Source organism: Paenibacillus radicis (ex Xue et al. 2023) (genome assembly GCF_024722015.1).
GTDB lineage: Bacteria > Bacillota > Bacilli > Paenibacillales > NBRC-103111 > Paenibacillus_S.
Map to the genome: position 1 here is coordinate 437,820 of NZ_JANQBD010000002.1, position 24,077 is coordinate 461,896.

Below are 24,077 nucleotides of genomic sequence, written 5' to 3' on the forward strand. Positions count from 1 at the left end.
TGGAGCCCCATAAAGAAAATATATCAGAGTTATGAATAATCAGCCCTATATATTCATACCTTTTACGGTAATGACAGCTATGCTGGTATTCCCCCTCCTGATGTTTCGTTTAAAAAAATGATGGGTAATAATTGCCAGCTGGATATTTATACCAGAATCTGAAAGTTACATAACAATAAAATAAAAGGAGTGGTTCAAATGAATTTGCTAAAAACGAAGTTTTCTGCACTTGTGGTCTGTTCAGCTTTGATGCTTACAAGCGCGGCTGGCGTTGCGGCAGCCGCCGATTCAACAACCCAAACACCCACAACGATCCATGTCACACCTCCACCTCTAATCTTCTGGTCCGTAGGCCAAACCATGGTTAATGGTACATATGTTCCTGGCAACTATTTGATAGGCAAAGACTCCAAAGTCGCCTTCATTCCAGGCGGCGTAGGCTTGGTTGTTGTCGATAAATCAATAGCCTTACCCGTTGGAGCTTATTATGTAAAATAAAAAGCACATCGTAACCACTCATCGAAGTAAATTTGATGTGCATCTACAGATCCTAAAAGGGTCTTTAGATGCACATTTTATTTGACATCGATCTATGCGGGATAGCTTTTTTTGTCCGCAAAAGCAGATCCTATCATTTTAACTTTATAAATAATTCCTTAAGCTCATCGGCTGTATTTACTATAAAGGCTTCTACAACGTCCTTAGTAAGATAGGTTATAGGAACTTGAGGTTCATTACTTGGCACATCAAACCAATCAAAAACCTGCTTCCGCCATCTATGAAGTTCATTCGAAGTGTATAGGCTTGTTAATTCATAAATTGGTGCATGCATAACTTGATCTATAACACAGTCTTTCCACGGTACTGTACGAAATAAATTAAAATCGTTCTGGTTCTCTTCATCCCACAATAAGTCGTTTATTGGATTAGGGTGCATTTGTTGAGAGACAGCTTTCTTAATCATTCCCCAATTAATATCGGCGACGATATGACTTATATAGCCCAAAAGAAACGGCTTTAAATTTACATCAGTCGATAATTTACTTTGCGATTCATAGAAGGTAACGAAATCTTCTGTTTGACCCGTTGCTTTATTCAATAAATGGGATTTGGATTTGCTCACTTTACCTTTTTCTCTTACAAGTACTGCGTCCGGAGCAATGCTTCCTAGTAGAAAACTTGGATTTGCTTCAGCGCCATATATCTGATTAGCTATCGAGAGATGAATCATAGACCACGGCAAAACTATCACGTCCTTTGCTATTTGTTATGTAGCTGAAGAGGACTTCAATTAAGTAATACTCTTATAGTACTAATCAGACATTTAATATGTAAAATATGTAAAAAAGATCAAATTGATCTCATATAGATATCATTAAAATAAATACAATGCCGTTTATAGATGGATGGTCCAGCAATTTAGAGCGTCTTTTTGTCCACAACAAAGGTCATACTTCAATAAAACTAGACTTGAGACGGGGGGAAACCTCTGCTTGAGTCCAAGGCTATATTTGTTTACCTATGTTAAACTGAATGTAACTAACACTAGATTACTAGATTCAATTATTTGATATGCATTTTTTATGAAAAGAGGACGTTCTCAATGAATCCAAAACGAATTCTAATGATCAGCACCATGACGCTTGGCATAACCATTAGCGGAGGTTTATGGAGCGAGGAAACAAGTGCTAAAGCTTCACACGGCCAACCGGAGAAATATGAAGCTCAGAACTTGCAAGTTGCTGCAAAAGATGATTTTTTACAAATGCTCGGCGCTTCTTCTGATGAGGAGGTTTATCATTCTTTGTTGGAAGGCAAATCACTGGCGGATATTGCCGTTAACAATAATGAAGATGTGAATCACATTATTAATCTGCAAATCACTGAATTGACCAAACAATTGGATATACGATTCGCTAATGGAAGCATTCCTCCATCCGTATACCAATCGCAAAAAAAGGAGTTCGCAGATATCATTAAGAGAAGTGTTTATGGAGACAGAAATACATAGAAACGGTTTGAGTCCATGTAAGTTTATGTGCTACTTGGGCTGTAGAAAAACTCACTCCATTTCTATATTTCTTAAAACCATATGGATGTGATCTTCCCATTTATTATTGATCTTTAAATATTTTATCGCCAAACCTTCATTATAAAAGCCTAAATGTTCGGTTACTTTTAAAGAGGCTTTGTTTCTCGGCAATATATTCGCTTCTATTCGATGCAGCTTCAATTGGGTAAATGCATGCTTAATAATTTCTTGCAATGCTTCCGTCATATAGCCTTTATTCTGTTCATCCTTATCGATTCGATACCCTAGGTGGCAAGCTTGAAAAGCACCTCTAACAATATTATTTAAAGCTATTGAGCCGATGATTCGACTTCTATCCTCTATCTTATAGATCCATACCTTAAATAGCTCACCATGCACTAGCTTTCGATTCTCCTCAAGTAACAGTTCCTTCTGAACTTGGTATGTATAATGGTCGATCTTTTTATGAGCTTCCCATTCTTTTAGAAATTCCTTGTTCCGCAATATAAAATCCAATACAGCATCAGCAGCTGATTCATCGATTACCTTCAAAACTAATCTTTGCGTGTATAATTCCATTATCCATAATCTCCTCATTTCAACTCATTTTCGCATGATTCCCTGATATAGTGTAGAATAGAGAATACAAGATAGGATGTCACATAAAAATTGTACACATAATTAGGAGTTGTCAAAATGTCAAAAGATGAAATTGTTTTAACACGAGAGGGATTAACTAAATTAGAGCTTGAATTGGAAGACCTTAAAACAGTAAAGCGCAAAGAAATAGCCGCTCGTATTAAAACAGCTATTAGTTATGGTGATTTGAAAGAAAATAGCGAATATCATTCTGCCAAAAACGATCAGTCTTTTATGGAAACAAGGATCCTTACATTAGAAAAAATGTTAAATAAGGTTCGTGTTGCTGATCTGGACAGCTTAGACATTACAACCGTCAGTGTTGGTTCCATTGTTATACTGAATGATGTAGAAGTTTCGGAAAAGCTTGAGTATAGGATCGTAGGCGCGGCTGAAGCTGATGTTCTGGAAAATAAAATTTCATATGAGAGTCCTTTGGGAAAATCCCTCATGGGAAAATCAGTTGGCGATATCATTAGTGTAAATGCGCCCGTTGGGCTTATCAAATATGAGTTGCTTGAAATTAAGGCGATGTGAATTAACATAACCTGAATTCAATTAAGAAGAGAAGCCAATGACTTGGCTTCCCTCATTATTATCTTCAACTTATGCCAGCTTTATCTGCTATCTCTAAATGCATCACTCAGCCAATATTTAGCTTTCATCCTTCACATTACCTTCATCGTTACCAGATCCCTTGCGGATTATTCGAGCAGGCCGGACTACCCAGTTCTCGCGGTTCATCCGAGTTACCCGATTTATCGGATTATCCATATCCACTATGTGGCTTTCAGTAGGAACTGCTCCAGCTTGCTGAAGAGGATTCTCCTTAGAGGTTACTGCTTTATTCTTACTTCCCCCTGGCGGTCCTCCTCCACCATTGCGTTTGCCCTTGTTCCAGACTCTTCCTTTACTCATCTTAACACTCCATTATTATGTTTATTTGTGTGAATGAACTCTAAAGACAGCAATAATGTGTAAACGAAATATCATTTAACCATATCACACTAATGCGAATGATTCCAGAACCTAAGAAAAAACCTCATCCCTTGCAATTCTCCAAGGAATGAGGTTTCTCTTTATTCGTAGTTTAAGGATAAAATGTACTTTGAGGCGTGGTCGATGGGCACCAACGTGAGTTCAGCAGAAACTCGATAAGCACTTTTTTGGCTGAATCTGTGCCAATATAATGAAGCGCTTCCGCGGCGTGCCCGCGAACATAACGATTATCATCCTCCAGCGCAATTTCAAGCGCCGGCACCGCCTCATCGGCAGCAGCTCCCATTCGGCACAGAGAAAGGCCAGCTATGAAACGAACCTGCACATCCTCGTCCTTAAGACAGCGGATAAGTCCCTCAACAACCTGATCTACCGGTGCTCCGATCAACGCCAGAGCCTCAGCAACCGTTTGTCTAATAACTACATCGGTTGACGGCTCAAGCAGCTCTAATAGCTGCGGAATTGCCGAAGCAGCCAAATGCCTCAATTCGCCTAATGCAAAAACTGCATGAACCACGGTTTCAACCCGTTCTGCTCCAAGTGAAGCTTCCAGACCGGCCACAGCTCCCGAGCCCGCTGCCGCCAACCCATAAGCCGAAGTACGAGAAACCTTAAGGCTTTCGTGACGAAGTCCTTGCAGCAGCGCCTGAATACCCGCATCACCCATTGCTGCAAGGTTGTATGCAGCATTCAATGCGGTAGGCTCGAAACTATCTTCGAGCTGCGCCGCGGCTTCCTGCACCTTAGCCGTATCAACCTTCTCGCTATCCGCCAAACTGCCTATTTGACCAGAAAGCCAGTTCCAGGTTTCCTTCCACATCATTTCATGCTCATTAATCTTGGTGCTGAAGGCTGCCGGCTGTTTCCATTCCCGATCCAAGCAATCCCAGCTAGGAGCTGTAGGTGCTTCGGTTCGCATGAATTCAAATTTCAGCATGTATCTAGGCTGTCCCAGCACATTAGGTGTTGAACGATGCCATATATCATAATGAATTAATGCGAAGGTTCCCGCATTGCCGCTGGCTACTGCTTCTCCCTCCGTCTCATCCGATTCGAACGTCCTGCTCTCATAGTTTTGCGTGCCAGGCATAACGCCTGTTGGGCCGAGTTCTACCGGTGTATCCTGCGGGAAATACATGATCATCGCCCACCATGGATGATGATTGCGCATTTTTTTGTAACCCCAATAGCTGTCCTTGTGCCACCCTCCCGCTTTTGGAGATGCATTAAAATGACCATGTCTATGAGTATGCATTAAATAGTTAGGTCCCAGAACACTAGTCAATGCACCGGTAATGATTGGATTATCAAAAACCTTTTGCAAATCTCTAATACGTGGAAGCAAATTGTTACCTGGATTGCCTTCTTGCTCATATACCTGATTTAATTGCTCCATAAGCTTTTGATGAAATTGTTCCGAGAAATCAGTTTTAAGTATTAAAAAGCCTTCTGTTACAAACTTTCTCATTTGCTCATCATTTAATAATACTGGAACTTCGCGACCCATGCCTCTACCTCCTAATGTGAACTTGATTCAAATTATAATAATTCAGGAGGTAAGATCATATGCAGAATGCTAATTCAAGTTTGCACAAAAGTAAGGTGTTTCGATCAAATGATTAGGCTGACCAAATAAATAACCCATACCTAAGAGGTAATGGGTTATTTAACAGGTTATTGCATTTTTTATATAAAGGACTGTTGCATTACGTACAAAAGCTCAGGTTAGTCCCTGTTGCCAGTCACAATCACACTTAATCTTCACCGGTAATTCTACTTACAATTTCAAGCACGGCATCTCTATTGAGTTTGCTTTCACCGTTCGACAGAGCATAAAGGGTACCATGTGCCAAAGCCAGAGGGATGCTGCAGAAATCAAGAATTGGCCCAGGCTTAATATCGGCAATATATTCAGTAGCCATTTCCAGATTACGCTCAGTGTATGCAAACATTTCTTCAAGCCCCCAATGAGGTGGGAAAAAATCGACCCCTCTGGTGGAATCCTCAATACGGTTGCGAACAATATTTACAGCTTGAAGACCACGCCCAAAAGCCACCGCCTTGACTCGATCGGTTTCCGTACCGTCAAACCATTTCCAAAGGTCGGAGAGAAGTTCTCCCACGGCCCCTGCAACGCAATAGGTGTAATAATCAAGATCCTCTTCCGTATTAATCTTCCAATCCCGTTCAACCCATTCAGCCATTTGTTCAGCCATAGTTGCCGTACTTTGAATGACTCGAGGCGCAATTGAAGCTGGACAAAGATTAACCCAATCATTAAGACGTACTGTTACATCACAAAGCGTACCTTGATAAGGTTGGAACAGCGTACGCAGCTCCGTTTCTCTTGACGGCTCTTGGATGAGCTTGCTTACCCCTAATAACAGCTTAACTTTTATCTCGGCAGGTAGTTCAGTGTGATCTTCGATCTCATCAATAGCACGCATACAAAGATATGCAGAGGCTACCGCTTCCTTTATTCCAGGTATCAAACGGCTAATCGGAATTAAAAAGGTTCGGCTTGTTTCCGCCAACATATCCATCGCATCGCTTAATAAATCATTTGTCTTATTCACCAAATGCCCTCCAACATAAATCGATTCTCTTTTGTAAACATAAATATAATTTCATAAAACAGGAATTATTTTATTAGTTCTTTTCTTATTTTACTGTCCTCTATCGCAATATGCAAAAAAAACACAGAAAAAAAGCTTTTAAGTATAACATATTTATGAAATTAAGCATTTCATTATTTAAATACGTAAAATTCAGCTTTATATAAACTTGAATTAACCTATTATTACCAAAAGCATATCATTTATTATAGGTTTGTGAAGTTGTATTTACCATGCATGTTGTTTGGAGGTCTCAAGTATGTTAATAAGAAAAGCTTCTGATCGAAGCCCTTTCGAGGAAGATACATTCGTGTCATAGCAGGGGCTTTTCTTGCAATATTAGAAAGGCGAACCTCCGGTTCGAACTTCTACTTTCTAATATTATCAAAAAACCGCCATATCGGCGGTTTTCTATTTAAATTATGAAGGAAAAGCTGGTTCGCCTGAGGAATCATAGGCCTGCAAAACCGACATCAGCAATCCTGGAAAACGAGCCTCGAGATCATCAATGCGAATAGAAAGGAATCTCATGGTTCCATGTATCCTAACATTAACAACACCCGCTTCCCTAAGTGTACGAGCATGATGGGAAACGGTTGATTTAACAACGGGAACTTCGAATTCACCGCATGCTCGCTCTCCTGCTTTGTACAGCTCGGAAACAAGATACAAGCGAATGGGATCGCTTAGGGCATAAAGCACGGAGGACAACTGGATATCCGCTCGGTCTGGATGGTGTAGGACTTTCATGAAAAAAGCCTCCTTCATACGTTAAAGCTTATGATTGCATTTTACCATATTGCATGTTATATTTCTATTGTTCGATTACAATCGAACAATAGAAATTATGTGAGGTGTAAATGATGTCAAAGCTAGATAGTCACAAATCCGACGGTAAACCACAGCCAACCAACTTACGCGAAGGAAGAGTCGCTATCCTTCTGGGAATCTCAGTTGTATTGGTAATTATGAATACGATGATGTTTAATCTGGCGCTCCCAGACGTATCTCGCGCATTCAGTATGTCAGCTTCATCTACTTCCTGGGTAGTAACTGGCTACTCCATCGTATTCGCGATCTCATCCATTACGTATAGCCGGTTATCCGATTTTGTTCCTATTCGACGGCTATTCATTATTGGAATTCTCTCGCTTGGCATCGCCGCTATCGGCGGCTTCTTTAGCAATAGCTTCGTACCGCTGCTTATCGCTCGTATTCTGCAAGCATCGGGAGCCGGCTCCATTCCTGCATTGTCGCTTGTGCTAATTACCCGTTATGTACCTCTGGAACGGCGAGGTAAAGCCATGGCCACGGTTATGTCGGCTGCTTCACTCGGTTTAGGTCTCGGACCTGTTGTAGGTGGCGTTATCGTTGAATATTTGGGTTGGCATTATTTATTTGCCGTAACCGCAGTAACATTACTACTGGTACCCTTCTATACAGCACTTATCCCTAAAGAAACACCTGCCAAAGGCTCTTTCGACGCACTTGGAGCACTATTAGCCGGTATCGGAACAACAGGGATCCTTCTGTTCTTAACGAACCAATACTGGGTTGCCCTGGCAGCGGGATTGCTATCGCTTGTCCTGTTTGTGGTTCGGATTCACCGAGCAGCTGATCCATTCGTGCAGCCTGCCCTGTTTCGCAATCGTTCGTATTTAACGCTTGGCTCCGTTGGAATTGCAGCCTATTTATGCAGCTTCGCTACATTATTCCTAATGCCTCAAATTCTCGTACATCAATATGGATTGAGCGCAAGCGCATCTGGACTTATCATATTCCCAGGGTCTTTACTGGCTATGTTTGTCTCACGTAAAGTAGGCAGAACTATCGATCGGTATGGCAACGGTTCTATCATTCGATATATTCCGCTGCTAGTACTCGCATCCGTGTTGCTGTTTGCTCTGTTTGCCGGCACTTCTTATATAGCTATATTGTTCATTTATATGATATTAAGTGTAGGATTTACGTTTCTTACCAGCAGCATTTCTAATGAAATGTCCCGCATTCTGCCCAAAGCCCAAATCGGCTCCGGACTAGGCCTATTCCAGCTGCTGCAGTTCTTCAGTGGAGCATTCGGAGTAGCAGCAACGGCAAGCGCCCTTGTGTGGCAACAAAAGCTGCCTCTTACACAAGCCTATGCGAATATTTATTGGGGACTCGCGATCATCGTTATAGCCTCAATAGGCTGTTCCCATCTGTATCTCCGTTATACTTCAAGGACAGTTCAGCAAGCTTAATATTTCTGCAAAGGCCCCTCCCTATCCAGCTTACTTGATTATTCTCATCATCGTATAATCTTTGATTCTACTAATTTATTTTTTTGATGAATAAGTCTCATGTCATGTAAAAATTAGAGAATCCGTTTATACTAAAGTAGATAAATCCATAAGCTGGATCGAAAGGGAGGAAGAATATTATGAGTTTTGAAATAGTAGAAGCAACGATCCCTGACATTCAGGCCGCTCTCGATTCAGGTGAAATGACTTCGAAGGGTCTAGTACTTATGTATCTCGATAGAATAGCTAATATTGACAAGCTCGGACTTACTATCAACTCCGTGCTTGAAATAAACCCGGATACCTTATTTATCGCAGAGTCCTTAGATGTAGAGCGGGCAGTTCAAGGTCCAAGAGGTCCGATGCATGGAATTCCTGTTCTGCTGAAGGACAATATCAATACCGGTGATAAAATGCACACAAGTGCCGGTTCCCTTGCTCTCGCCAACTCTTATGCGACGAAAGACGCTTTTATCGTTCAAAAGCTGCGAGAAGCCGGGGCAATTATTTTAGGAAAAGCCAACATGACGGAATTCGCCAATTTTATGACCAATAATATGCCTTCTGGATACAGCTCGCGCGGGGGACAGGTTCTGAATCCCTATAATATCTCAACTCCGACTGGCGGCTCCAGTGCTGGGTCCGGTGTAGCGGTGGCTTGTAACTTTTGTACGGTCTCTGTTGGTACGGAAACGTCGGGCTCTATTCTGAATCCAGGGAATTTGAGCTCAACAATTGGTATTAAACCTACTGTCGGATTAATCAGCCGTTCAGGCATTCTTCCTCTCTCTAGTAGTCAAGATACGGCTGGCCCTATGGCCAGAACAGTTACCGATGCTGTTTTACTGCTGAATGTTCTTGTAGGGGTGGATGAGAGCGACCCCGCAATGGGTACCGGCTTAGGGAAGCAATGTGCAGACTACACAGATTTTTTAAACAAGGATGGTTTACGGGGCGCCCGAATAGGTATTCCAAGGGATTATTATTTTGAAGAATTAACGGAGGAGCAGCTCATCCTCTTTAATAATGCCGTTGACATCATGAAGCAGCATGGCGCTGTGATAGTAGATCCTGCCAATATCAAAACAGCTCGTGAAATTAAGTATTCCTCCGTCATACTCAATGAATTTAAAGCTTCTCTCAATGCATATTTATCCCAGTTAGGTCCACATGCATCCATTCGTTCTCTAAAAGACATTATTGATTTTAATAACAACCATCCAATGGAAACTTTAAGATACGGACAAACATTACTTGTCCAAGCCGAATACAACACCTCAGGTACATTAACCGAACCCAATTATATTCATGATCGTGCTTTGGATTTAAAGCTATGTCAGCAGGATGGAATCGACGCCGTTATGAAAGAGCATAATTTGGATGCGCTGCTCTTTCCAGCTGATTTTGGAGCAAGAATTACTTCAAGAGCCGGTTATCCGTCTATCGTTGTCCCGGCCGGTTACACTGCGGCAGGCGTACCCTTTGGTGTCACCTTCTCAGCTCGGGCCTACTGTGAGCCCATGCTCATTAAGCTCGCATATTCATTCGAACAGCATTCCCAATTTCGTGAAGCTCCTTCTTTAAAGAGCTTCCTTTAATTCAACTAATGAATCTTTCTCTTGATTACAAAAGCTTTATCCGCCTTTTCAAACCCTATTTTCTCATAAAATCCTACAGCTTTGGGCGCCGTGGTGAGTATGTACTGAATTTCTTCTTCTCCTACTCGGTGCCTTAGCATTTTAATTAATTGTTTTCCAATTCCTAATCCCTGATACTCTTTATCAACAGCAATATCTGAGATGTAGCAGCAATAAGCATAATCCGTAATCGCTCTTAAGAAACCAACGACTTTCCCGTCGGCTCTTGCCGTAATGATTTCGTCCGCATGTTTTATCATTTTCTGAATTCGATTTGTGTCTCCAACAGGCCTTCTAATTCCTGAGCTAATAAATACATCTTGTACTTCCTTAACGCTGCAGCTTTCATCAAATCTATATTCCAGAACCATAGTTCACATCCTTAATTCCGCTCGATGTTAACCATTTTATTTATAAGTCCTTAAAAACGAATTCACGATAAGTTTTGTACCCATGTTTTCTATAAAAATCTTTTGCTGCACCATTATTATGCCAGTAATCCAGCTCTATTTTTCCAATTTTATTTAATTCCGCTATTTCGTTTATCTTCGCCATTAATTGACTTCCATAGCCTTTGTTCTGCTCGCTTGAATTTATGCTCAGTTGAAGGATATTTATCGATTTATATGCCTTTTTAAACGGGTTCTCCGCATATTCCTTGATTTCTATCCAAGCATATCCAATATTTTGTTGATCATTCTCCAGTATTAGAAATATGTAATTTGGTCTATCTATGATTGATTTGAAAAACTCCTTGATCGTCTCGTAATTATATTCCTTAAAGTGGTCTGGATATAACTCCGCATGCACGTCCTGCACAGTCTTATTCAAATGAGCGATAGCTTCAAAATCCTTGGTTTGAATGATTTGCATGTCAGCTTCCATTCCTTTTCTCTTATTTTTGGATTGCTGATTCCCTACTCCTTCAGTTGACCTGCTAAGATACCAGCTTTCCTAATGATTGCAATTCGTTCTTCTCGTCCCTCGATTTTTTGTATCATGTCTATTGCCGTTTCAAAATTCGTTATTACATATCCCGTCGTTTCATATTGTTCAGGCATTTCAATGAATTTCTTAACTTTTGTCAAAAAATACAGCCTGTAGGAGCCAAACTCTTCCCAATACCAGCAAGCAAAAGGAATTACCTCGTCTTCTATTTGTATTCCTGCTTCTTCAATAGCTTCTCGTCTCAATGCTTCTATTAACGATTCATTTTTTTCGAGCCTACCACCAATTGTTGTTAATACTCGTTCCTCCCTATCCCAAACCATAATCAGGTTTCCATTATCTAAAACAGGTATGCAGTGGACTCCACTAACAGGCTTATCGACGGGTATTTCCTGGATAAAAGTAAGCACAACAACTCTCCCCCTTCTGATTGCATTTATAGAGTCAAATAATAATGATAGAACTGCTCATCCTTCTTGTATCCATTCCGTTCATATAATCTTTGAGCTCTTACATTATCTTGCGCCGTTGCCAGCTCTATGCCTTTAACAGCGCAAGCTCCAGCATAATTCCTCGCTTCCTCTAATAATTGCTGAGCGATCCCATTCCCCCTATAAGCCTCCACTACATATAAATCATTGAGTATCCAAGAACGTTTGAGGGAGATGGAAGAAAATGAAGGATACAGTTGCATAAACCCTACTGCTTTTTCGTGTGTTCTATCCTTCGCAATAAAAATAACTGACTCCCGAGCAACTAGTCTTTCAAACAAAAATGCTCTCGCACTTGTCTCATCGGATTCTTGTCCATAAAAGATTCTGTATTGATCAAACAAGGGAACGGCATCCTCTAAATCGTGAATTGTTGCTTGCGCATACGTGAAATTATTCATCATTTTGAATTATTGCCTCTCTTTCCTTCAATCCAACGTTGTCCGCCAGGAAATTTAAGTGCCTTATTAATATGCTTTAAAACCTAATACTTTTGCAAAGCTCAACTTTTTCAGTCAAAAAATATTCAATGTAAAAATCATGTAGCGTTCTAGGGAACTTATACATTCTCATAGATTCATCGTCCTGAATTAAAGACTCTCGAATTTTACTAATAGGCAACCATTCAATCCCGATTTGTCCAATATCTGCTTGGATACTATTTAGGTCAGTATGGATTGGTTCAGTCTTACACAGGTAAATAAAATCTAAAGAGTGGACTTCCTTCATAATAAATGAATATTCATGGTTGTAAGATATGTACTCTCTGATACAAAGTAATTTACTTTCTACAATACTCACCCCAAGTTCTTCAATGCATTCACGATATAAAGCTTGCTCCAATGTTTCATCAGGCTCTTGAGCACCGCCCGGAAGTGCATAATAGACACCAATCCCTGGTCTCTCTTTTTTTATGGAAAGCAAATGATCGTCCTGAACTATCAAAGCTCTGACCGTGTTTCTAATCATCCCAGATATCACCTCATTTTTTTGTTTCTAGTCTATTGCTTCGATTGCCGACATTTCATTTCTCGCCCGAGCCATCTAATCATCTCCCTAAAATAATAAAAAGCATTTGATCAATGACCAAACACTTTGCCCAGGCGAACGGCTGTATAATCCATGTGTTTCCTCGTAGTTATCTACGTTATCGCCAGTTACACATGTCAAATATTTACTTATAATCATATCTGAATATTTAGAAAAATCAATATTTTTATTCCATAAGTTCTTATGTATGACTTGAGTACAATAAGATACCGTCTCTTTTCATCCAGCCCGAGCGGTTCCAGAAATGATTTCCAATTTCATTATCTTCGATCACCATGATATGGCATTTGTCTATCCCTTCCAATCTAAGCTTAGCTAAACTTCTAGCTACTAATTGCTTTCCAATGGAATTCCCCCGATATTCCGGATCCACAGCAACATGATAAATGTAGCCTCTTCGTCCGTCATGCCCGCATAGTATCGTTCCAACGACTCGTTGATTATCTACACAAACAAAACTCATTCCAGCATTTCTAATCAAATAATTGTGGATGGACTCCCTTGAATCAGCGTTACTTAGAGCCATTCCTTCCGTTCTTTTCCATAGTTCTATTGCCATTTCATAATCTTGTATGTTCATTTCTCTTAATTCATACATTTCGTTAACCCCTTATCCATGTCCCTCTTGTATATCCCAGTCTCAATCCTGCTCTTTCCATATTCCTGAAGCTTGTTGAAGCATATGCCGCTTGGCTAATGACCAAATTACAGTTGTTTCTGCAAGCTTCCCATATTCTTCTTTCTATTAAAGCTTTTTGAACCCCTTTATTTCTGAATTCCTGCAGAGTTGTTGCAAAGGTTAAAGAGGCCAGTCCATCTTTTATGTACATGACCCCAACGCCAGCAGGAGTATCGTCAACAAATCCGCCAAAAAATTTCCAGCCTTCTCTATTAAAAAGAACTCTATTATTATCGGCAACATGACTTTTACCAGACAATGATAGGCCTGTTCCGAGACAATGTATTTCCGCATACAAATTAATCTCATCAGCTTCTAGTTCGCGAACTGTAACTGAGCCACCAGAGATGCTCTTTTCTGCAGGGTGTCCATATAATGTGGCGTGAAAATCAGATTGATAGAAAGCTCTCTCGAATAGTGCCTTCATTAGTTCTTTTTTGGCCTTGGTTGGGATAATTTCAAATTGCAATCGGCTGCCCTTGCTCTTGTAAAATTCCAGGATATCATCCAAGACATGAAGATCATTAAAGCTAATTCCTTTCACTGTATTAAATTGAGGCCAGGGCATTTCTTTACTGTAAAAGGCTATTGCCCCGCCGAACTTTACGATTTCGATACCCATCGGATTACCAGGACGTTCTTTTATCGCATTCATTCGATCGATCATATAATCAATTTCTGCTTTTTCCATAAGCTCAGCAAACTCATGCGTTTGTATTTGAAATGACATAGGACAGCCCCTTTTAATTATAATCCGAATGATGTGTCTTTTGTGCAGTAACTACCCGCTCTGCTTCACTCCACTGCCAATGGTAGCCAAGCGCCTTCACTGCTGTTTCCCAATCTACCATAACAAAATTATTCAATACATGGACTAGAGGCGATTCGATAGTCTCCTTCCTGCCCGCATACGTAAAGGTAATTCGCTTATTTTCAGCATCATAACGTACATTTTGGGCTCCCAGCATTTCAAATGTCTGATTTAGTGGCACCCAGGGTATCCCTTGAATGAGAATCGGTTTGATTCCGCTAAAAGATAACTCCCGTCCATCAACCACCATACGAATAAACGGCAGATGCTGAGCCACGGTATCCCCAGATAGGAGCGTTAGGATTCCCTGATTCAGTTGAGTCTTTTCCCGCTCGGAAAGATGTGCGATTTTATTATTAGATTCCCGCGGCTGGAGTTTGATATGATATTTTTTCTCCATATAACGATGAAGCCGGTCCAGCTCTTCCTTGCTTGCAGTCCCTAAGCTTCTTCCCTGCATTTGCGCCATCAGTACTCCTATAGATTCGGCAGCAATCGTGCCATTCGGTTGGATGCGCGTACTTCCATAAGCGACTGCCGTTGAGCCAACCAATTTGCCCGCTGTCACAACATTACTAGTGCCTTGCAATAAATAACTGCGCAACGGGATTCCATATTTATCAGGGCGTCCAATTGCAAGGCCTTCCCTATTGGATCGAGATCCCTGAATGTCCAGAAAATATCCGCCAATACTGACATTATCCCAGAACATTCTGCCACTCATCAGATCAGACGCCTGCATCACGTACTCGGTAGGATAATGATTATATTCACGGATATACAAATAGTTAGGATCCCCATTAAGCTCCAACCCTTCGAAGCCGATGATTTGCTTGCGCAAATGATCCCTAATGGAAGCCATTTCCTCCTTGGCCAATCTCATTCCCCTATCAATAGTTTCTTCTCTGCTGGGATCCACCCCATATACCTGGAGTGCGTTAATGACAATTTCACCGTTGCCTTGATTTAATATATTAAGTCCACGCAGATTAAGCCATTCCTTGTTGTTCAGCTTGTAAGCTGACACCACTGGAGGAAAGCCATACGAGATATTGGAATCTACATACGTTTCCGGTCCATACTTATGAGCCCGCTCCACCTTATCCATTTTCCAGAAGTGACTGTAAAATTTATGCCAATCGACACCCTTGAACCGCATTATATAGGTAGCACTCATATATTCCTTTTCCCTAGCGCCGTAAAGCGCTTCCAAACCTTGAAGCGGCTCTAAATTCAGCTTTCGTATCAGAGCGGCATCATCGGAATTATCGACCACATAATGTGGATATACGGTTCTTGTTTTTCCAAACCGATTTACATATTGGATAGAAACAACCTGCCCCCCATCTGAATACACATTCTTTAATTCAACCTTCTTTTCAAGCGGGATTCGATCGATCAAATGATGAAAATATTGGGCAAACTGCGGTTTATTCCGAATGGCTCCAGCTTCATATTGATGAAAGAGCTCCTTCATGCCCCCTTGTACTAATGAGTTGCCCTGATCATCATAGGTTCCATCCAAATAGAGCATTTCACCTTGAAGAAGCTGTCCTCCCAAGCTGCTTTTCGGTTCCAGAATGAGGACATTAAGCCCTTCCTGCTTAGCCTTTTGAGCCAAATACATCCCTTCAAGCTCAGTGCCTATTACAACGACATCCGGATCATGAGCGAAATTAGGATATAGCGTATAACTGCCGTCGCTATCACGGTGGAGGCCATAATAGCCAAACACACCTGCAGTAATTGCCGAAGCAGCAAGGAGTGTGCTGGTTAATAAAATGCTATTGAACGTTCTGGGTATCCAATTGTTTATGTTCACTTCTGCTCACCGTTCATTCTCCTGATATTGGCCATGCTTTGTTGTTATCTCGTATATCTCGATTCCAGCTTACGGCCCATGAACCAGATCGATACCAGGAGAATGACGATAGCGATCATTTTCCACGGCTGGTTAAGCAGGTTGCCAAGATCATGCCCTGCAATTGATACAATAAGGATCATTACAGCCTTCCCCATTGAAGTAGCGATCAGAAAAACACTCTTAGGCAGCTTAGAAATTCCAGCTACAATATTTACAAACGCAGAGGGTGTAAACGGGAAACAAGCCAATACAAAAATCGGCGTGAATCCGTGCTGTTCTACCCAAACAATGAACTTTTGCGCCTTTGGATATTTACGTTCAATATAGCCGCGAAAACGTCCACCGAATTTTCTAAAAAACAGAAATACACATGCAGCACCACTAACAACACCGATCCACGAATACAAAGCGCCTTCCCAAATCCCATAAGCATTCACATTAGCAATGATAATTGCGATTAAAGGCAATATGGGTACAAACGATTCGATAAACGTCGCAAGAATACCCGGCACTGGACCGAGTGCTTCGTACCGGAATAAAATAAGTTCTATATCCTCCCAAGTCAAACCGGCAAGCTTGTCTATCCAGCTCATTTGTAGTAGTCACCTTTCTTAGCGGCTCTTTATAGTTGAATGATCGTGCTGCTTGGCCATAGTAAAATCATATTCGGGCTCAAGACTAATCATGTTCTCCCAAACTGAATTAGTAATACGTACAATATCGTTCATGGTTGCTATGCAGCCTATCTAAAATTTTTGTTTAGCTCTACATCATTTTATAAAGGCATAGGTGTTGAAGTTGGTTTGGCAAACCCGCTTTTGTACTTTCCATCGATATAGGCACGAATATCCTTATCAGCTAGACCGTCTTTCTTGAGCTTGGCTGATTCCAAAGCAATGTTAAGACATACACCACATCTGGTGCCATGATCATCCCATACGACGGACCCGTCTTTATTTACCTCTTTAATAAAACAATTCTTATTGCTTTGGTGGCCGACACTCTCTCCGCAGCCGCAGTAGCAAGGCATCCATTGCAGCAAGTCGGCGTTAGCGGCAGCTATTTGATAAATCATCCGTATCTCTTCGCGTTGATTCGCCAAAAATTTAGGCAAAACCTGCAGGGAAGATGTTTTCTCCTGTAAATCCTTTTCTACATGCCCGGCAGCCTCATGACCCTCGTGTACTTTAGTTGCAGCCTCTTTATTGGAGCTGCAGGCCACCATGGCTGCCAAGGAAACGCCAATAATCAATGACTTTGATAACAGCTTCATAGCCCACCTCAAATTTATGTATAGTAAGTACTTGTATTATATAACGCTTAGAGTATTATTTCATCTTTCCCATCTGAGAAGAAGGTAACCCTTACATGAGTCACATAATCGCAAATAAGGATGTTATTCTGTTAGTCTTTTCCCAACAGAATAGCATCCTCAATCCAACCGATACATGTAAGTGCAATAATTAACTGAACCGTTTCTTGTATTCTGATGGATAACAACCGACAAATTCGGTAAACAGCTTCGTGAAATGCCTTGTGCTGTAATAGCCAACCCTCTCAGCAGCCTGCTGCACCTGAATGCTCGGCATTGCCAGCCATTCCTTGGCCCGGATCATTCGATATTCGGTTAAATATTTCATGAACGTCGTTCCCATCCGCTTATGGAAGAGCGTGCTTAAGTAATTGTGTGTAACATCCAGTTGTTCAGCTATTAGCGAGATACTGATGTCCTGGTCATAGTTTTGTTCTATAAATGCTATAGTAGCTTGAACTAGACAGGTGGCATTGTCAGTTCCTTGATGTTTGGACAGCAGCTCTTCTCCCTTTTTAATAAGTGCCTCATACCATTCGTGAAACGGCCGACAGGCATCCAGATGACAATCCATGGATACGTTCAGAAAATGGCTAAGCTGAGCTTTATGCGATGATGCCAAAGCCTCATTGAGACTTCCGATCTGCATTTTGAACATGGCCACTGCTTTCATGTATTCCGTGTGATCTTGCTTCCTATAATGATCCAGTAATTCGAAGGCTTTTCGCGCCAGCCCGGCTAATGATCCCCTATGTTCCATTTCCTCTAAAAAGTGGAGCTCCAATGTTTTTCCGTGCTCATATAAGCAGCGCAGTGCCGAAAGCTCATGAAGAGAAATCCACTTGCTTTGGAAAGCAGCGATGCTGCTGCAAGGTTCCAAAACAACCGATGTAATTGCATATTGCTCCGTTTTGAACTGTTGAATCGAATTATTGATTTGATTAATCATGTTAGAGGATTCTGCAGCGCCTCGTTCATAATTATCCGAATTCCAAGAACAAATAAAGGCGAGTTCACCTTGAGGTAAAACCAATTTAGCCTTGCGAAGTCCTCCATGCGTCTGCTCATCGACCAAGTCTCTTATAATTGAACCTATTTCACGCTGCTTGCTTGCTCTTGAAGCAGCGGATAAACTGCTGTCCGTATATACTATTACTGCCTGAAAGCAAGACTCTGAGAATAAAGCTCCGGACGGTTCAGATTCAAGTGTCGTCATTCCAAGTAATAAAGAATGCATAGTTGACTCAAATTGCCTGTTGTGAAGAATACGCTGCTCTCTTACGCTTCTGCTTACTTTGACCAACGAAGACTCCAGATCATCTGGACTGACCGGTTTTAACAGATAATCCTCTGCGCCTAGCTTCAAAGCTTCCTGGGCGAAGCTGAAATCGGAATAGCCGCTGATAACAATGAAGGAAGTATGAGGAGAAACCGTATGTGCTTGTTGGATCGCTTGCAGACCGTTCATCAAGGGCATACGTATATCAATAAGCACAATATCGGAAGCGTCGCTTTTCAACAATTCCAGCAGCTCCACCCCATTGGTTGCCTCACCGGTAACCGTCCATGTCGAGCCCATATCCTCGATCATACTTCGCAAGCTTAAACGAACCAGCACTTCATCGTCAGCAATGACAATTCTCATAGTCTCACTTCCCGTAATGGTATGGTGATCGTAACAAGGGTACCTTGGTCGCTTTCACTCCATATGTGAATATCCGCATGCTCGTATGCAATCAGAAGTCGGTTTCTTACATTCGTTAGACCTATAGCCACTGAATCATCTACCTTATCTGGGGCAAATCCCGCTCCATCATCCCTAATAGTAATTACAAGCGCTTCTTCATTCTGAGTATTATGTATGAGACATGACACTGTTAGCGTACACGAACGATTTAACGGCTCAATACCATGAATGATTGCGTTCTCAACAAGTGGCTGAAGCAGCAATTTGGGAAGAAGATATGCGGTTGCAGCTGGGTCCGTATATAAATCCAAGGTCAAGCGGTCTTGAAAGCGAAGCTGTTGAAGCTCACCGTATTTTTTTATAAATAGCATTTCTTCAGCGACGGTTGACCAATCATTATGCTCCAATATATATCTAAGCATACTGCTGAGTGATAATATGGATTTTTCTAACAAACGCCGGTCCCCCACCCGATTTAATCCTATAAAGCCATTTAATGTATTGTATAGAAAATGGGGTTGAATTTGTGACTGCAATGCCCTGTACTCAGCATCCCTTTGATTTAAAACCGCCTTATATTCACTGTCTATTAATTCCTTAAGCTGGTCGATCATCGTATTAAGCGCCTTACCAAGCTCCGCAACTTCGTCTTTTCCCCGAACGGCAACACGAGTAAGAAGCTCTCCTTTTTGCACCCTTTTCATAACAAAGGTCATCTCTCTAAAAGGCTTAATAATCCATTGGGACAAAGTGAAAAAGACAAGCAATGTCAGCACAATACCGCCTCCAGCAAGCAGCAAGCCAACAATATAAATGCCCTCCAGCTTGGCTTTGAGCTCTGAATTGTCGAGCAGCACAACAATATTCCAGTTGGCTTGTGTGACCTTCTTCGAAACGACTACGTATTCATCTATGGTTTGACCGTTCAGCGCTGGGAAAAGCAGCTTTTGCTGAAGCTCCTGCGGCAGGCTGGCTGTGGAATAAATCAAATGATGCTGCTCATCAAAAATTGCAACGATCGACCTCACATTAAATTTGATGTCGTTGGCAATTTTTTCGAGAATGACCGTATCCGCATCGGCCTTCATGACAGCTAGCGGCTGTTTGGAATCGGGATCCTTAATCAGTCTAGCAACGGAAAACACTTGGGTAATAGTAGGCTTTTTTAAATAGTCCTGTGCGTGAGCACTTATAAAGCTGACCTTGCCGTCAGCCTCTACAGCCTGCTTATACCAGCCCTGTTCTGTAAATGGATAATTGTCCACCGGTTCATTTTTGAAAGCAGAAGTGACATATACGGAACCATCATAGGAAAGTAAAATCGTGCCTAAGATATCGTTGCGGGGGTTTTTTAGAAAATTAGGCAATGTCACATTCAGTGCTTTATCCGTTAAAAACTGTGAATAAGCGTCGGTTGACTCATAGGAAACATTCGCCTTTGCTTTCAATGCACGCATAACCTCTTCACTCCAATAAGGAGTAACGGTGAGGCGCTCCAAATCCTCCAAGTACGTTTCGATATTATGCGTTAAAGAAGTTAGACTGCTCTCAGTCAATGTTGTCGTATCGGTTGTGATGAGCTTTTGATAATAGGAGGGCATTACAAAAACGATAATAATCAGAGGCACGATGAGTGTCAGGAAGAATAAGATCGACAGTCTCATTCGCAGAGAATAGGATAATTTCAACGGAAGTCACCTTCTCTATCTGCTGGCATCACATCCTCGGCACAACGCTTTACTACTAACGCAGACAATCTGGTTGCCACCCTGTGCAAGTCATACCCTATTATAATATAAGTTGGTAAAATGTGGTATCCTTAAGCCTTAATAGCTCCAGCAGCCATACCTTCAATAAAGTACTTTTGCAAAAAGAGGTAAACTAACGTGATCGGCAATGCTGCCATTAAGGAGCCTGCGGCAACCCAGCCTACATTATTATTGAATTGTCCAAAAAAAGCGGCTAACGCAACGGTAATCGTATGAACCTCCGTCTTTTGCAGGAAAAATACAGAAAATTGGTAGTCATTCCAAACCGCGACGCCAGAAAGAATAATAACTGTGGCCGTAGCAGGCTTTAACAAAGGTAAAATAATGCGAAAAAAAAGCCCGAGCCGCGATGAACCGTCCATCATAGCCGCCTCGTCAAGCTCTCTTGGAATTGTACTAATAAAGCCGGTGTATAAGAAGATGGTAATCGGAAGATTAAAGGTAACGTGCAGCAGGACAATTCCCCACAGTGTGTTCAGCGCGCCCAAATCTACATATACCTTGTACAAAGGTACGAGAATAGCAATGGAGGCACGATAAGCGCGGATATAAAGACGGTATACATCAATTTATTCCACACTGTTCTGAATCTAGCCAGCGGGTATGCCGAAATCGAACCTAGTACAATAACCAGAATTACTGCGGCCAAAGTGATTATAATATTGTTCTTGAATGAAGTGCTCAATCGCGCTTGATCCCATGCATTTATGAAATTGTCCAGATAAAGATACCCGGGTAATATCCATTTGGAGCTGGGGTCGTCGATTGCTTTTAATGAAGTAGTGATCAATATATAAAAAGGGATGACGTGAATGAGCGCAATCACAATAGACATCACTACCGCCCATTTCGAATGGCGATTACGGTTCAATGTGCCACTTCCTTCCGCCGCAACAAATACAACGAGGTTATGCTGATCACTGAGATAATTACAAACATCAGATTCCCAAGCGCCGCTGCATAGCCGGCATCCTGTCTGGCAAAGTAAAGCTGGTACATCAAGGTGGATAAAGATGCAGAGGCGTATCCTGGCCCTCCGCCCGTCAATGATGTAATGACATCGAACAGCTTAAGACCGCCAATTAAATTCAACACAATATTTATCGTTACGGAAGGCGCGAGCAATGGCCAGGTAACATGCAGAAATTGAGAAAGCTTACTTGCACCGTCGATTTGCGCCGCCTCATAATAGTCCTTCGGAATAACCTGCAGTCCTGCCAAATAAATGATCATCGCAATCCCCAGGTATTGGTAAGTGTTCACAAGCGTAATCAGCCATACATTAATTTCCGGGCTGGCAAGAAGGTTAATGGGTTCATCTCTGAATAGAAGAATAATATCATTAAAAGCACCACCGTAATATTGGAAAATAAAATACCAAATATATCCCATAATTAACGGACTGATAATAACAGGTAAATAAATAATGGTTCTTGTAATCCCTTTGCTTCGAAAGCTCTGATTCAAAAGCAGCGCGTAGAGCAGCCCCATCATATTTTGTAAGATCGTACTGCCTATGCCATATATAAAGGTGTTTTTGATTACATTCAAAATTTGCGGATCCGAAAACATTCGTCTGTAATTATCCCATTGTACCCACGAGTAATCCTGATTGTAGCCGTCCCAATTCGTATAGGAGATCTTAATCCCTTCAATAAAAGGAAAGAAAATAAAGATGGCGAAAAGCACTAAGGCTGGGATATACATCACATTCAGGATAGCAGGAGAATTTAGCAGCTTGCGTATGGCCGTTGGCTTCACATTCTGATATGGCTTCGTCTTTTCCGGGGCGGTGAACGGCATATCCTTTCCTCCATTCTCTGGGATCGGTTAACCTATATCGAAGAAAGGGGGGACAACACGAAACGGTTAATCCCCCCTGCTGGCATTTATTTTTTGCGCAGCCGTTCCACTTCTTGCTTCATAATCTGAGAGAATTGCTGGGTTGTAATCCTGCCCGCTATCAGCTCGGTGCCTTGTTTACACATGACGTCCCACATCCCATTCGGCAAATAGACACGATCGAAGTATGGGAATACGCGGATGCTTTCGTATTTTTTGTAATAGTCCGAGAACTCATGATTAGAGCTTATACCCTTCAAGCCCGGAGGAAGCTTGGTTGCATTTGCGATCTTTTCCATGCTTTCTTTTTTGGCAAAATAGGCGATCAGCTTCTTCGCTTCAGGCAAGTGCTTCGAGTCTTTCCAGGCTCCCATTGTGTAGCGCTCGCCTCCGGAGAAGTTGGGCTCATCTCCAGCTACCATAGAAGGAACTGGCATGTAGCCGATCTTGAGGTTAGGCGTGATTTTGTGAACTTCGTCTGCAAAAGAAGGGCTACCAAGAGCAAAAGCCAATTTCCCGTTCGCAAACATTTTCGGTAAATCACTGTATTTGGCTGTTAGCGCATCCTTGTTGATCAATCCTTTTTTCTGCAAGTCGAGCATTTTCTGGGCAAGATCTCCCCACTTATTCCAATCAAATGTGTTATTCAGGAATGCGTCTGCCTGATTATCCTTTGGGCTGATGAACAAGGAAGTGGCAAATATATCCAGGTAGCTTCCGAACATCCAGGAATCAATACCAGAGAAATAGAAAGGCACGATATCCCCTTTGCTCTCATTTTTGATTTTTTCTGCAGCTGCAATTAGAGCGTCATAGGTCTTGGGAGGTTCAATGTTATATTTCGCCAGAATATCCTCACTGTAGGTGATACCGTCCTTCGCTTCGCTCATGACAAGAGCATGAACCTTTCCATCTTTATCCGTCACTACATTTTTGATCGTATCGGTCTGCTGCGAAGCCCAGCTTTCGTCGCGCAGATCGGCCAAATATTTACCATAGCGGATTTGTGCCCAGCCATGGGTGTCGAACACATCAGGCATATCATTCGCTGCCATCTTGACCTTCAGAATATTTTCATATTCAGAACCAGGGAACTGAAGCTCCACATCTACGCCTGCGTTTTCTTTCTTAAACCCCTCGACAATCTCTTTATACACGTTTTGGATTGGCGGATCATTAACTGTGCTGTAAACGGTGATCTTCATCTTCGCTGTTCCTGTAGCGGGTGCGGGTGCTGGGCTCGCTGTGTCCTTTTTCTCCGGAGGTGCGGGATTGGCAGGCGCAGGTGTTGCCGTTGTGCCTGTACGGCTGGAACAGCCGGATACAACGAGCAACGCCATGAGGAGAAACGAGAGTGAGTTGATAAACCACCTTTTCATTTACATATTCCTCCCATAATGTTTTATAAAGCGCTTGCCTGTAT

At 41.9% G+C, this 24,077-nt stretch carries 25 protein-coding genes, 1 pseudogene and 1 riboswitch; of the genes and pseudogenes, 5 read left to right on the forward strand and 21 right to left on the reverse strand.

Translation table 11 applies throughout. The features are described 5' to 3' along the window. Positions 1–198 precede the first annotated feature (198 nt). A complete protein-coding gene (locus tag NV381_RS04595) occupies positions 199–498 on the forward strand; it encodes a hypothetical protein (protein ID WP_258212091.1) in 300 nt (99 codons plus the stop codon). A gap of 133 nt (positions 499–631) precedes the next feature. Here NV381_RS04595 and NV381_RS04600 read toward each other — a convergent pair whose 3' ends face one another. Beyond that, entirely contained in the window at positions 632–1,243 is a 612-nt protein-coding gene (locus NV381_RS04600) for a zinc dependent phospholipase C family protein (protein ID WP_258212092.1), read from the reverse strand. A 360-nt stretch (positions 1,244–1,603) separates the two neighbouring features. Between NV381_RS04600 and NV381_RS04605 the strand changes: the two genes are divergently transcribed. Further along, positions 1,604–2,011, forward strand: coding sequence for a hypothetical protein (locus NV381_RS04605; protein ID WP_258212093.1), 408 nt, complete (start codon positions 1,604–1,606; stop codon positions 2,009–2,011). 51 nt (positions 2,012–2,062) lie between these two features. Here the strand turns inward: NV381_RS04605 and NV381_RS04610 are convergent, their stop codons facing one another. Next, on the reverse strand, positions 2,063–2,611 hold the full coding sequence (locus NV381_RS04610; RefSeq protein WP_258212094.1) for a GNAT family N-acetyltransferase: 549 nt from the start codon (positions 2,609–2,611) through the stop codon (positions 2,063–2,065). Positions 2,612–2,728: 117 nt separating this feature from the next. Here NV381_RS04610 and greA point away from each other — a divergent pair, with 117 nt between their 5' ends. After that, the gene (gene greA, locus NV381_RS04615; protein ID WP_258212095.1) at positions 2,729–3,208 is read left to right on the forward strand and encodes a transcription elongation factor GreA; all 480 of its coding nucleotides are present in this window, start codon (positions 2,729–2,731) and stop codon (positions 3,206–3,208) included. A 117-nt stretch (positions 3,209–3,325) separates the two neighbouring features. Here greA and NV381_RS04620 read toward each other — a convergent pair whose 3' ends face one another. The 4 genes from NV381_RS04620 to NV381_RS04635 form a co-directional block, all read right to left on the reverse strand. Next, the gene (locus tag NV381_RS04620) at positions 3,326–3,589 is read right to left on the reverse strand and encodes a hypothetical protein (RefSeq protein ID WP_258212096.1); all 264 of its coding nucleotides are present in this window, start codon (positions 3,587–3,589) and stop codon (positions 3,326–3,328) included. A gap of 172 nt (positions 3,590–3,761) precedes the next feature. Beyond that, positions 3,762–5,177 (reverse strand): HEAT repeat domain-containing protein, encoded by a 1,416-nt coding sequence (locus tag NV381_RS04625; RefSeq protein ID WP_258212097.1) that lies wholly within the window; start codon positions 5,175–5,177, stop codon positions 3,762–3,764. 247 nt (positions 5,178–5,424) lie between these two features. Beyond that, positions 5,425–6,213, reverse strand: a complete 789-nt coding sequence (locus NV381_RS04630; protein WP_258212152.1) for a squalene/phytoene synthase family protein — start codon at positions 6,211–6,213, stop codon at positions 5,425–5,427. A gap of 492 nt (positions 6,214–6,705) precedes the next feature. Next, positions 6,706–7,035 carry an ArsR/SmtB family transcription factor gene (locus tag NV381_RS04635; protein ID WP_258212098.1) on the reverse strand — a complete coding sequence of 110 codons (330 nt, stop codon included), beginning with the start codon at positions 7,033–7,035 and terminating at the stop codon, positions 6,706–6,708. Between the two features lie 110 nt (positions 7,036–7,145). Between NV381_RS04635 and NV381_RS04640 the strand changes: the two genes are divergently transcribed. Both NV381_RS04640 and NV381_RS04645 read left to right on the forward strand, forming a co-directional pair. Beyond that, entirely contained in the window at positions 7,146–8,525 is a 1,380-nt protein-coding gene (locus NV381_RS04640; protein ID WP_258212099.1) for an MFS transporter, read from the forward strand. Positions 8,526–8,704: 179 nt separating this feature from the next. Next, complete coding sequence (locus NV381_RS04645; protein ID WP_258212100.1) at positions 8,705–10,162, forward strand: amidase family protein; 1,458 nt, start codon at positions 8,705–8,707, stop codon at positions 10,160–10,162. 5 nt (positions 10,163–10,167) lie between these two features. Here the strand turns inward: NV381_RS04645 and NV381_RS04650 are convergent, their stop codons facing one another. From NV381_RS04650 to NV381_RS04720, 15 genes and pseudogenes are all read right to left on the reverse strand, one after another. Then, a complete protein-coding gene (locus tag NV381_RS04650) occupies positions 10,168–10,572 on the reverse strand; it encodes a GNAT family N-acetyltransferase (protein WP_258212101.1) in 405 nt (134 codons plus the stop codon). A gap of 40 nt (positions 10,573–10,612) precedes the next feature. Then, a complete protein-coding gene (locus NV381_RS04655) occupies positions 10,613–11,086 on the reverse strand; it encodes a GNAT family N-acetyltransferase (protein WP_258212102.1) in 474 nt (157 codons plus the stop codon). 32 nt (positions 11,087–11,118) lie between these two features. Continuing rightward, positions 11,119–11,559, reverse strand: coding sequence for an NUDIX domain-containing protein (locus NV381_RS04660; protein WP_258212103.1), 441 nt, complete (start codon positions 11,557–11,559; stop codon positions 11,119–11,121). 26 nt (positions 11,560–11,585) lie between these two features. Next, positions 11,586–12,044: a GNAT family N-acetyltransferase gene (locus NV381_RS04665; protein ID WP_258212104.1), complete on the reverse strand. Its 459-nt coding sequence runs from the start codon at positions 12,042–12,044 to the stop codon at positions 11,586–11,588. Between the two features lie 73 nt (positions 12,045–12,117). After that, positions 12,118–12,609, reverse strand: coding sequence for an NUDIX domain-containing protein (locus tag NV381_RS04670; protein WP_258212105.1), 492 nt, complete (start codon positions 12,607–12,609; stop codon positions 12,118–12,120). Positions 12,610–12,730: 121 nt separating this feature from the next. Continuing rightward, positions 12,731–12,811: riboswitch (ZMP/ZTP riboswitch) on the reverse strand. 60 nt (positions 12,812–12,871) lie between these two features. Continuing rightward, positions 12,872–13,288, reverse strand: a complete 417-nt coding sequence (locus tag NV381_RS04675; protein WP_258212106.1) for a GNAT family N-acetyltransferase — start codon at positions 13,286–13,288, stop codon at positions 12,872–12,874. A 4-nt stretch (positions 13,289–13,292) separates the two neighbouring features. Continuing rightward, on the reverse strand, positions 13,293–14,099 hold the full coding sequence (locus tag NV381_RS04680; RefSeq protein WP_258212107.1) for a GNAT family N-acetyltransferase: 807 nt from the start codon (positions 14,097–14,099) through the stop codon (positions 13,293–13,295). Positions 14,100–14,112: 13 nt separating this feature from the next. Further along, positions 14,113–16,002 (reverse strand): FAD-dependent oxidoreductase, encoded by a 1,890-nt coding sequence (locus NV381_RS04685; protein ID WP_258212108.1) that lies wholly within the window; start codon positions 16,000–16,002, stop codon positions 14,113–14,115. Positions 16,003–16,046: 44 nt separating this feature from the next. Then, positions 16,047–16,637: a TVP38/TMEM64 family protein gene (locus NV381_RS04690; protein WP_258212109.1), complete on the reverse strand. Its 591-nt coding sequence runs from the start codon at positions 16,635–16,637 to the stop codon at positions 16,047–16,049. Positions 16,638–16,819: 182 nt separating this feature from the next. Beyond that, complete coding sequence (locus tag NV381_RS04695) at positions 16,820–17,317, reverse strand: PCYCGC domain-containing protein (RefSeq protein WP_258212110.1); 498 nt, start codon at positions 17,315–17,317, stop codon at positions 16,820–16,822. 190 nt (positions 17,318–17,507) lie between these two features. Beyond that, positions 17,508–19,001: a response regulator gene (locus NV381_RS04700; protein ID WP_258212111.1), complete on the reverse strand. Its 1,494-nt coding sequence runs from the start codon at positions 18,999–19,001 to the stop codon at positions 17,508–17,510. Then, the gene (locus NV381_RS04705) at positions 18,998–20,731 is read right to left on the reverse strand and encodes a sensor histidine kinase (protein ID WP_258212112.1); all 1,734 of its coding nucleotides are present in this window, start codon (positions 20,729–20,731) and stop codon (positions 18,998–19,000) included. Before NV381_RS04705 ends, NV381_RS04700 begins: the two co-directional genes overlap by 4 nt. Before the next feature lie 131 nt (positions 20,732–20,862). Further along, positions 20,863–21,647 (reverse strand): annotated as a pseudogene (locus tag NV381_RS04710) (carbohydrate ABC transporter permease). A 32-nt stretch (positions 21,648–21,679) separates the two neighbouring features. Next, positions 21,680–22,615 carry a carbohydrate ABC transporter permease gene (locus tag NV381_RS04715; RefSeq protein ID WP_258212113.1) on the reverse strand — a complete coding sequence of 312 codons (936 nt, stop codon included), beginning with the start codon at positions 22,613–22,615 and terminating at the stop codon, positions 21,680–21,682. A gap of 86 nt (positions 22,616–22,701) precedes the next feature. Then, positions 22,702–24,033: an ABC transporter substrate-binding protein gene (locus NV381_RS04720; protein ID WP_258212114.1), complete on the reverse strand. Its 1,332-nt coding sequence runs from the start codon at positions 24,031–24,033 to the stop codon at positions 22,702–22,704. Positions 24,034–24,077: the final 44 nt, after the last annotated feature.

Excerpts from the sequence above, each read along its gene's own strand:
- NV381_RS04595 (WP_258212091.1), top strand. The coding sequence starts at position 199 with ATGAATTTGCTAAAAACGAAGTTTTCTGCACTTGTGGTCTGTTCAGCT.
- NV381_RS04605 (WP_258212093.1), top strand. The coding sequence starts at position 1,604 with ATGAATCCAAAACGAATTCTAATGATCAGCACCATGACGCTTGGCATA.
- NV381_RS04610 (WP_258212094.1), bottom strand. The coding sequence starts at position 2,611 with ATGGAATTATACACGCAAAGATTAGTTTTGAAGGTAATCGATGAATCA.
- greA (WP_258212095.1), top strand. The coding sequence starts at position 2,729 with ATGTCAAAAGATGAAATTGTTTTAACACGAGAGGGATTAACTAAATTA.
- NV381_RS04620 (WP_258212096.1), bottom strand. The coding sequence starts at position 3,589 with ATGAGTAAAGGAAGAGTCTGGAACAAGGGCAAACGCAATGGTGGAGGA.
- NV381_RS04625 (WP_258212097.1), bottom strand. The coding sequence starts at position 5,177 with ATGGGTCGCGAAGTTCCAGTATTATTAAATGATGAGCAAATGAGAAAG.
- NV381_RS04630 (WP_258212152.1), bottom strand. The coding sequence starts at position 6,213 with ATGGATATGTTGGCGGAAACAAGCCGAACCTTTTTAATTCCGATTAGC.
- NV381_RS04635 (WP_258212098.1), bottom strand. The coding sequence starts at position 7,035 with ATGAAAGTCCTACACCATCCAGACCGAGCGGATATCCAGTTGTCCTCC.
- NV381_RS04640 (WP_258212099.1), top strand. The coding sequence starts at position 7,146 with ATGATGTCAAAGCTAGATAGTCACAAATCCGACGGTAAACCACAGCCA.
- NV381_RS04645 (WP_258212100.1), top strand. The coding sequence starts at position 8,705 with ATGAGTTTTGAAATAGTAGAAGCAACGATCCCTGACATTCAGGCCGCT.
- NV381_RS04650 (WP_258212101.1), bottom strand. The coding sequence starts at position 10,572 with ATGGTTCTGGAATATAGATTTGATGAAAGCTGCAGCGTTAAGGAAGTA.
- NV381_RS04655 (WP_258212102.1), bottom strand. The coding sequence starts at position 11,086 with ATGGAAGCTGACATGCAAATCATTCAAACCAAGGATTTTGAAGCTATC.
- NV381_RS04665 (WP_258212104.1), bottom strand. The coding sequence starts at position 12,044 with ATGATGAATAATTTCACGTATGCGCAAGCAACAATTCACGATTTAGAG.
- NV381_RS04670 (WP_258212105.1), bottom strand. The coding sequence starts at position 12,609 with ATGATTAGAAACACGGTCAGAGCTTTGATAGTTCAGGACGATCATTTG.
- NV381_RS04675 (WP_258212106.1), bottom strand. The coding sequence starts at position 13,288 with ATGTATGAATTAAGAGAAATGAACATACAAGATTATGAAATGGCAATA.
- NV381_RS04680 (WP_258212107.1), bottom strand. The coding sequence starts at position 14,099 with ATGTCATTTCAAATACAAACGCATGAGTTTGCTGAGCTTATGGAAAAA.
- NV381_RS04690 (WP_258212109.1), bottom strand. The coding sequence starts at position 16,637 with ATGAGCTGGATAGACAAGCTTGCCGGTTTGACTTGGGAGGATATAGAA.
- NV381_RS04695 (WP_258212110.1), bottom strand. The coding sequence starts at position 17,317 with ATGAAGCTGTTATCAAAGTCATTGATTATTGGCGTTTCCTTGGCAGCC.
- NV381_RS04700 (WP_258212111.1), bottom strand. The coding sequence starts at position 19,001 with ATGAGAATTGTCATTGCTGACGATGAAGTGCTGGTTCGTTTAAGCTTG.
- NV381_RS04715 (WP_258212113.1), bottom strand. The coding sequence starts at position 22,615 with ATGCCGTTCACCGCCCCGGAAAAGACGAAGCCATATCAGAATGTGAAG.
- NV381_RS04720 (WP_258212114.1), bottom strand. The coding sequence starts at position 24,033 with ATGAAAAGGTGGTTTATCAACTCACTCTCGTTTCTCCTCATGGCGTTG.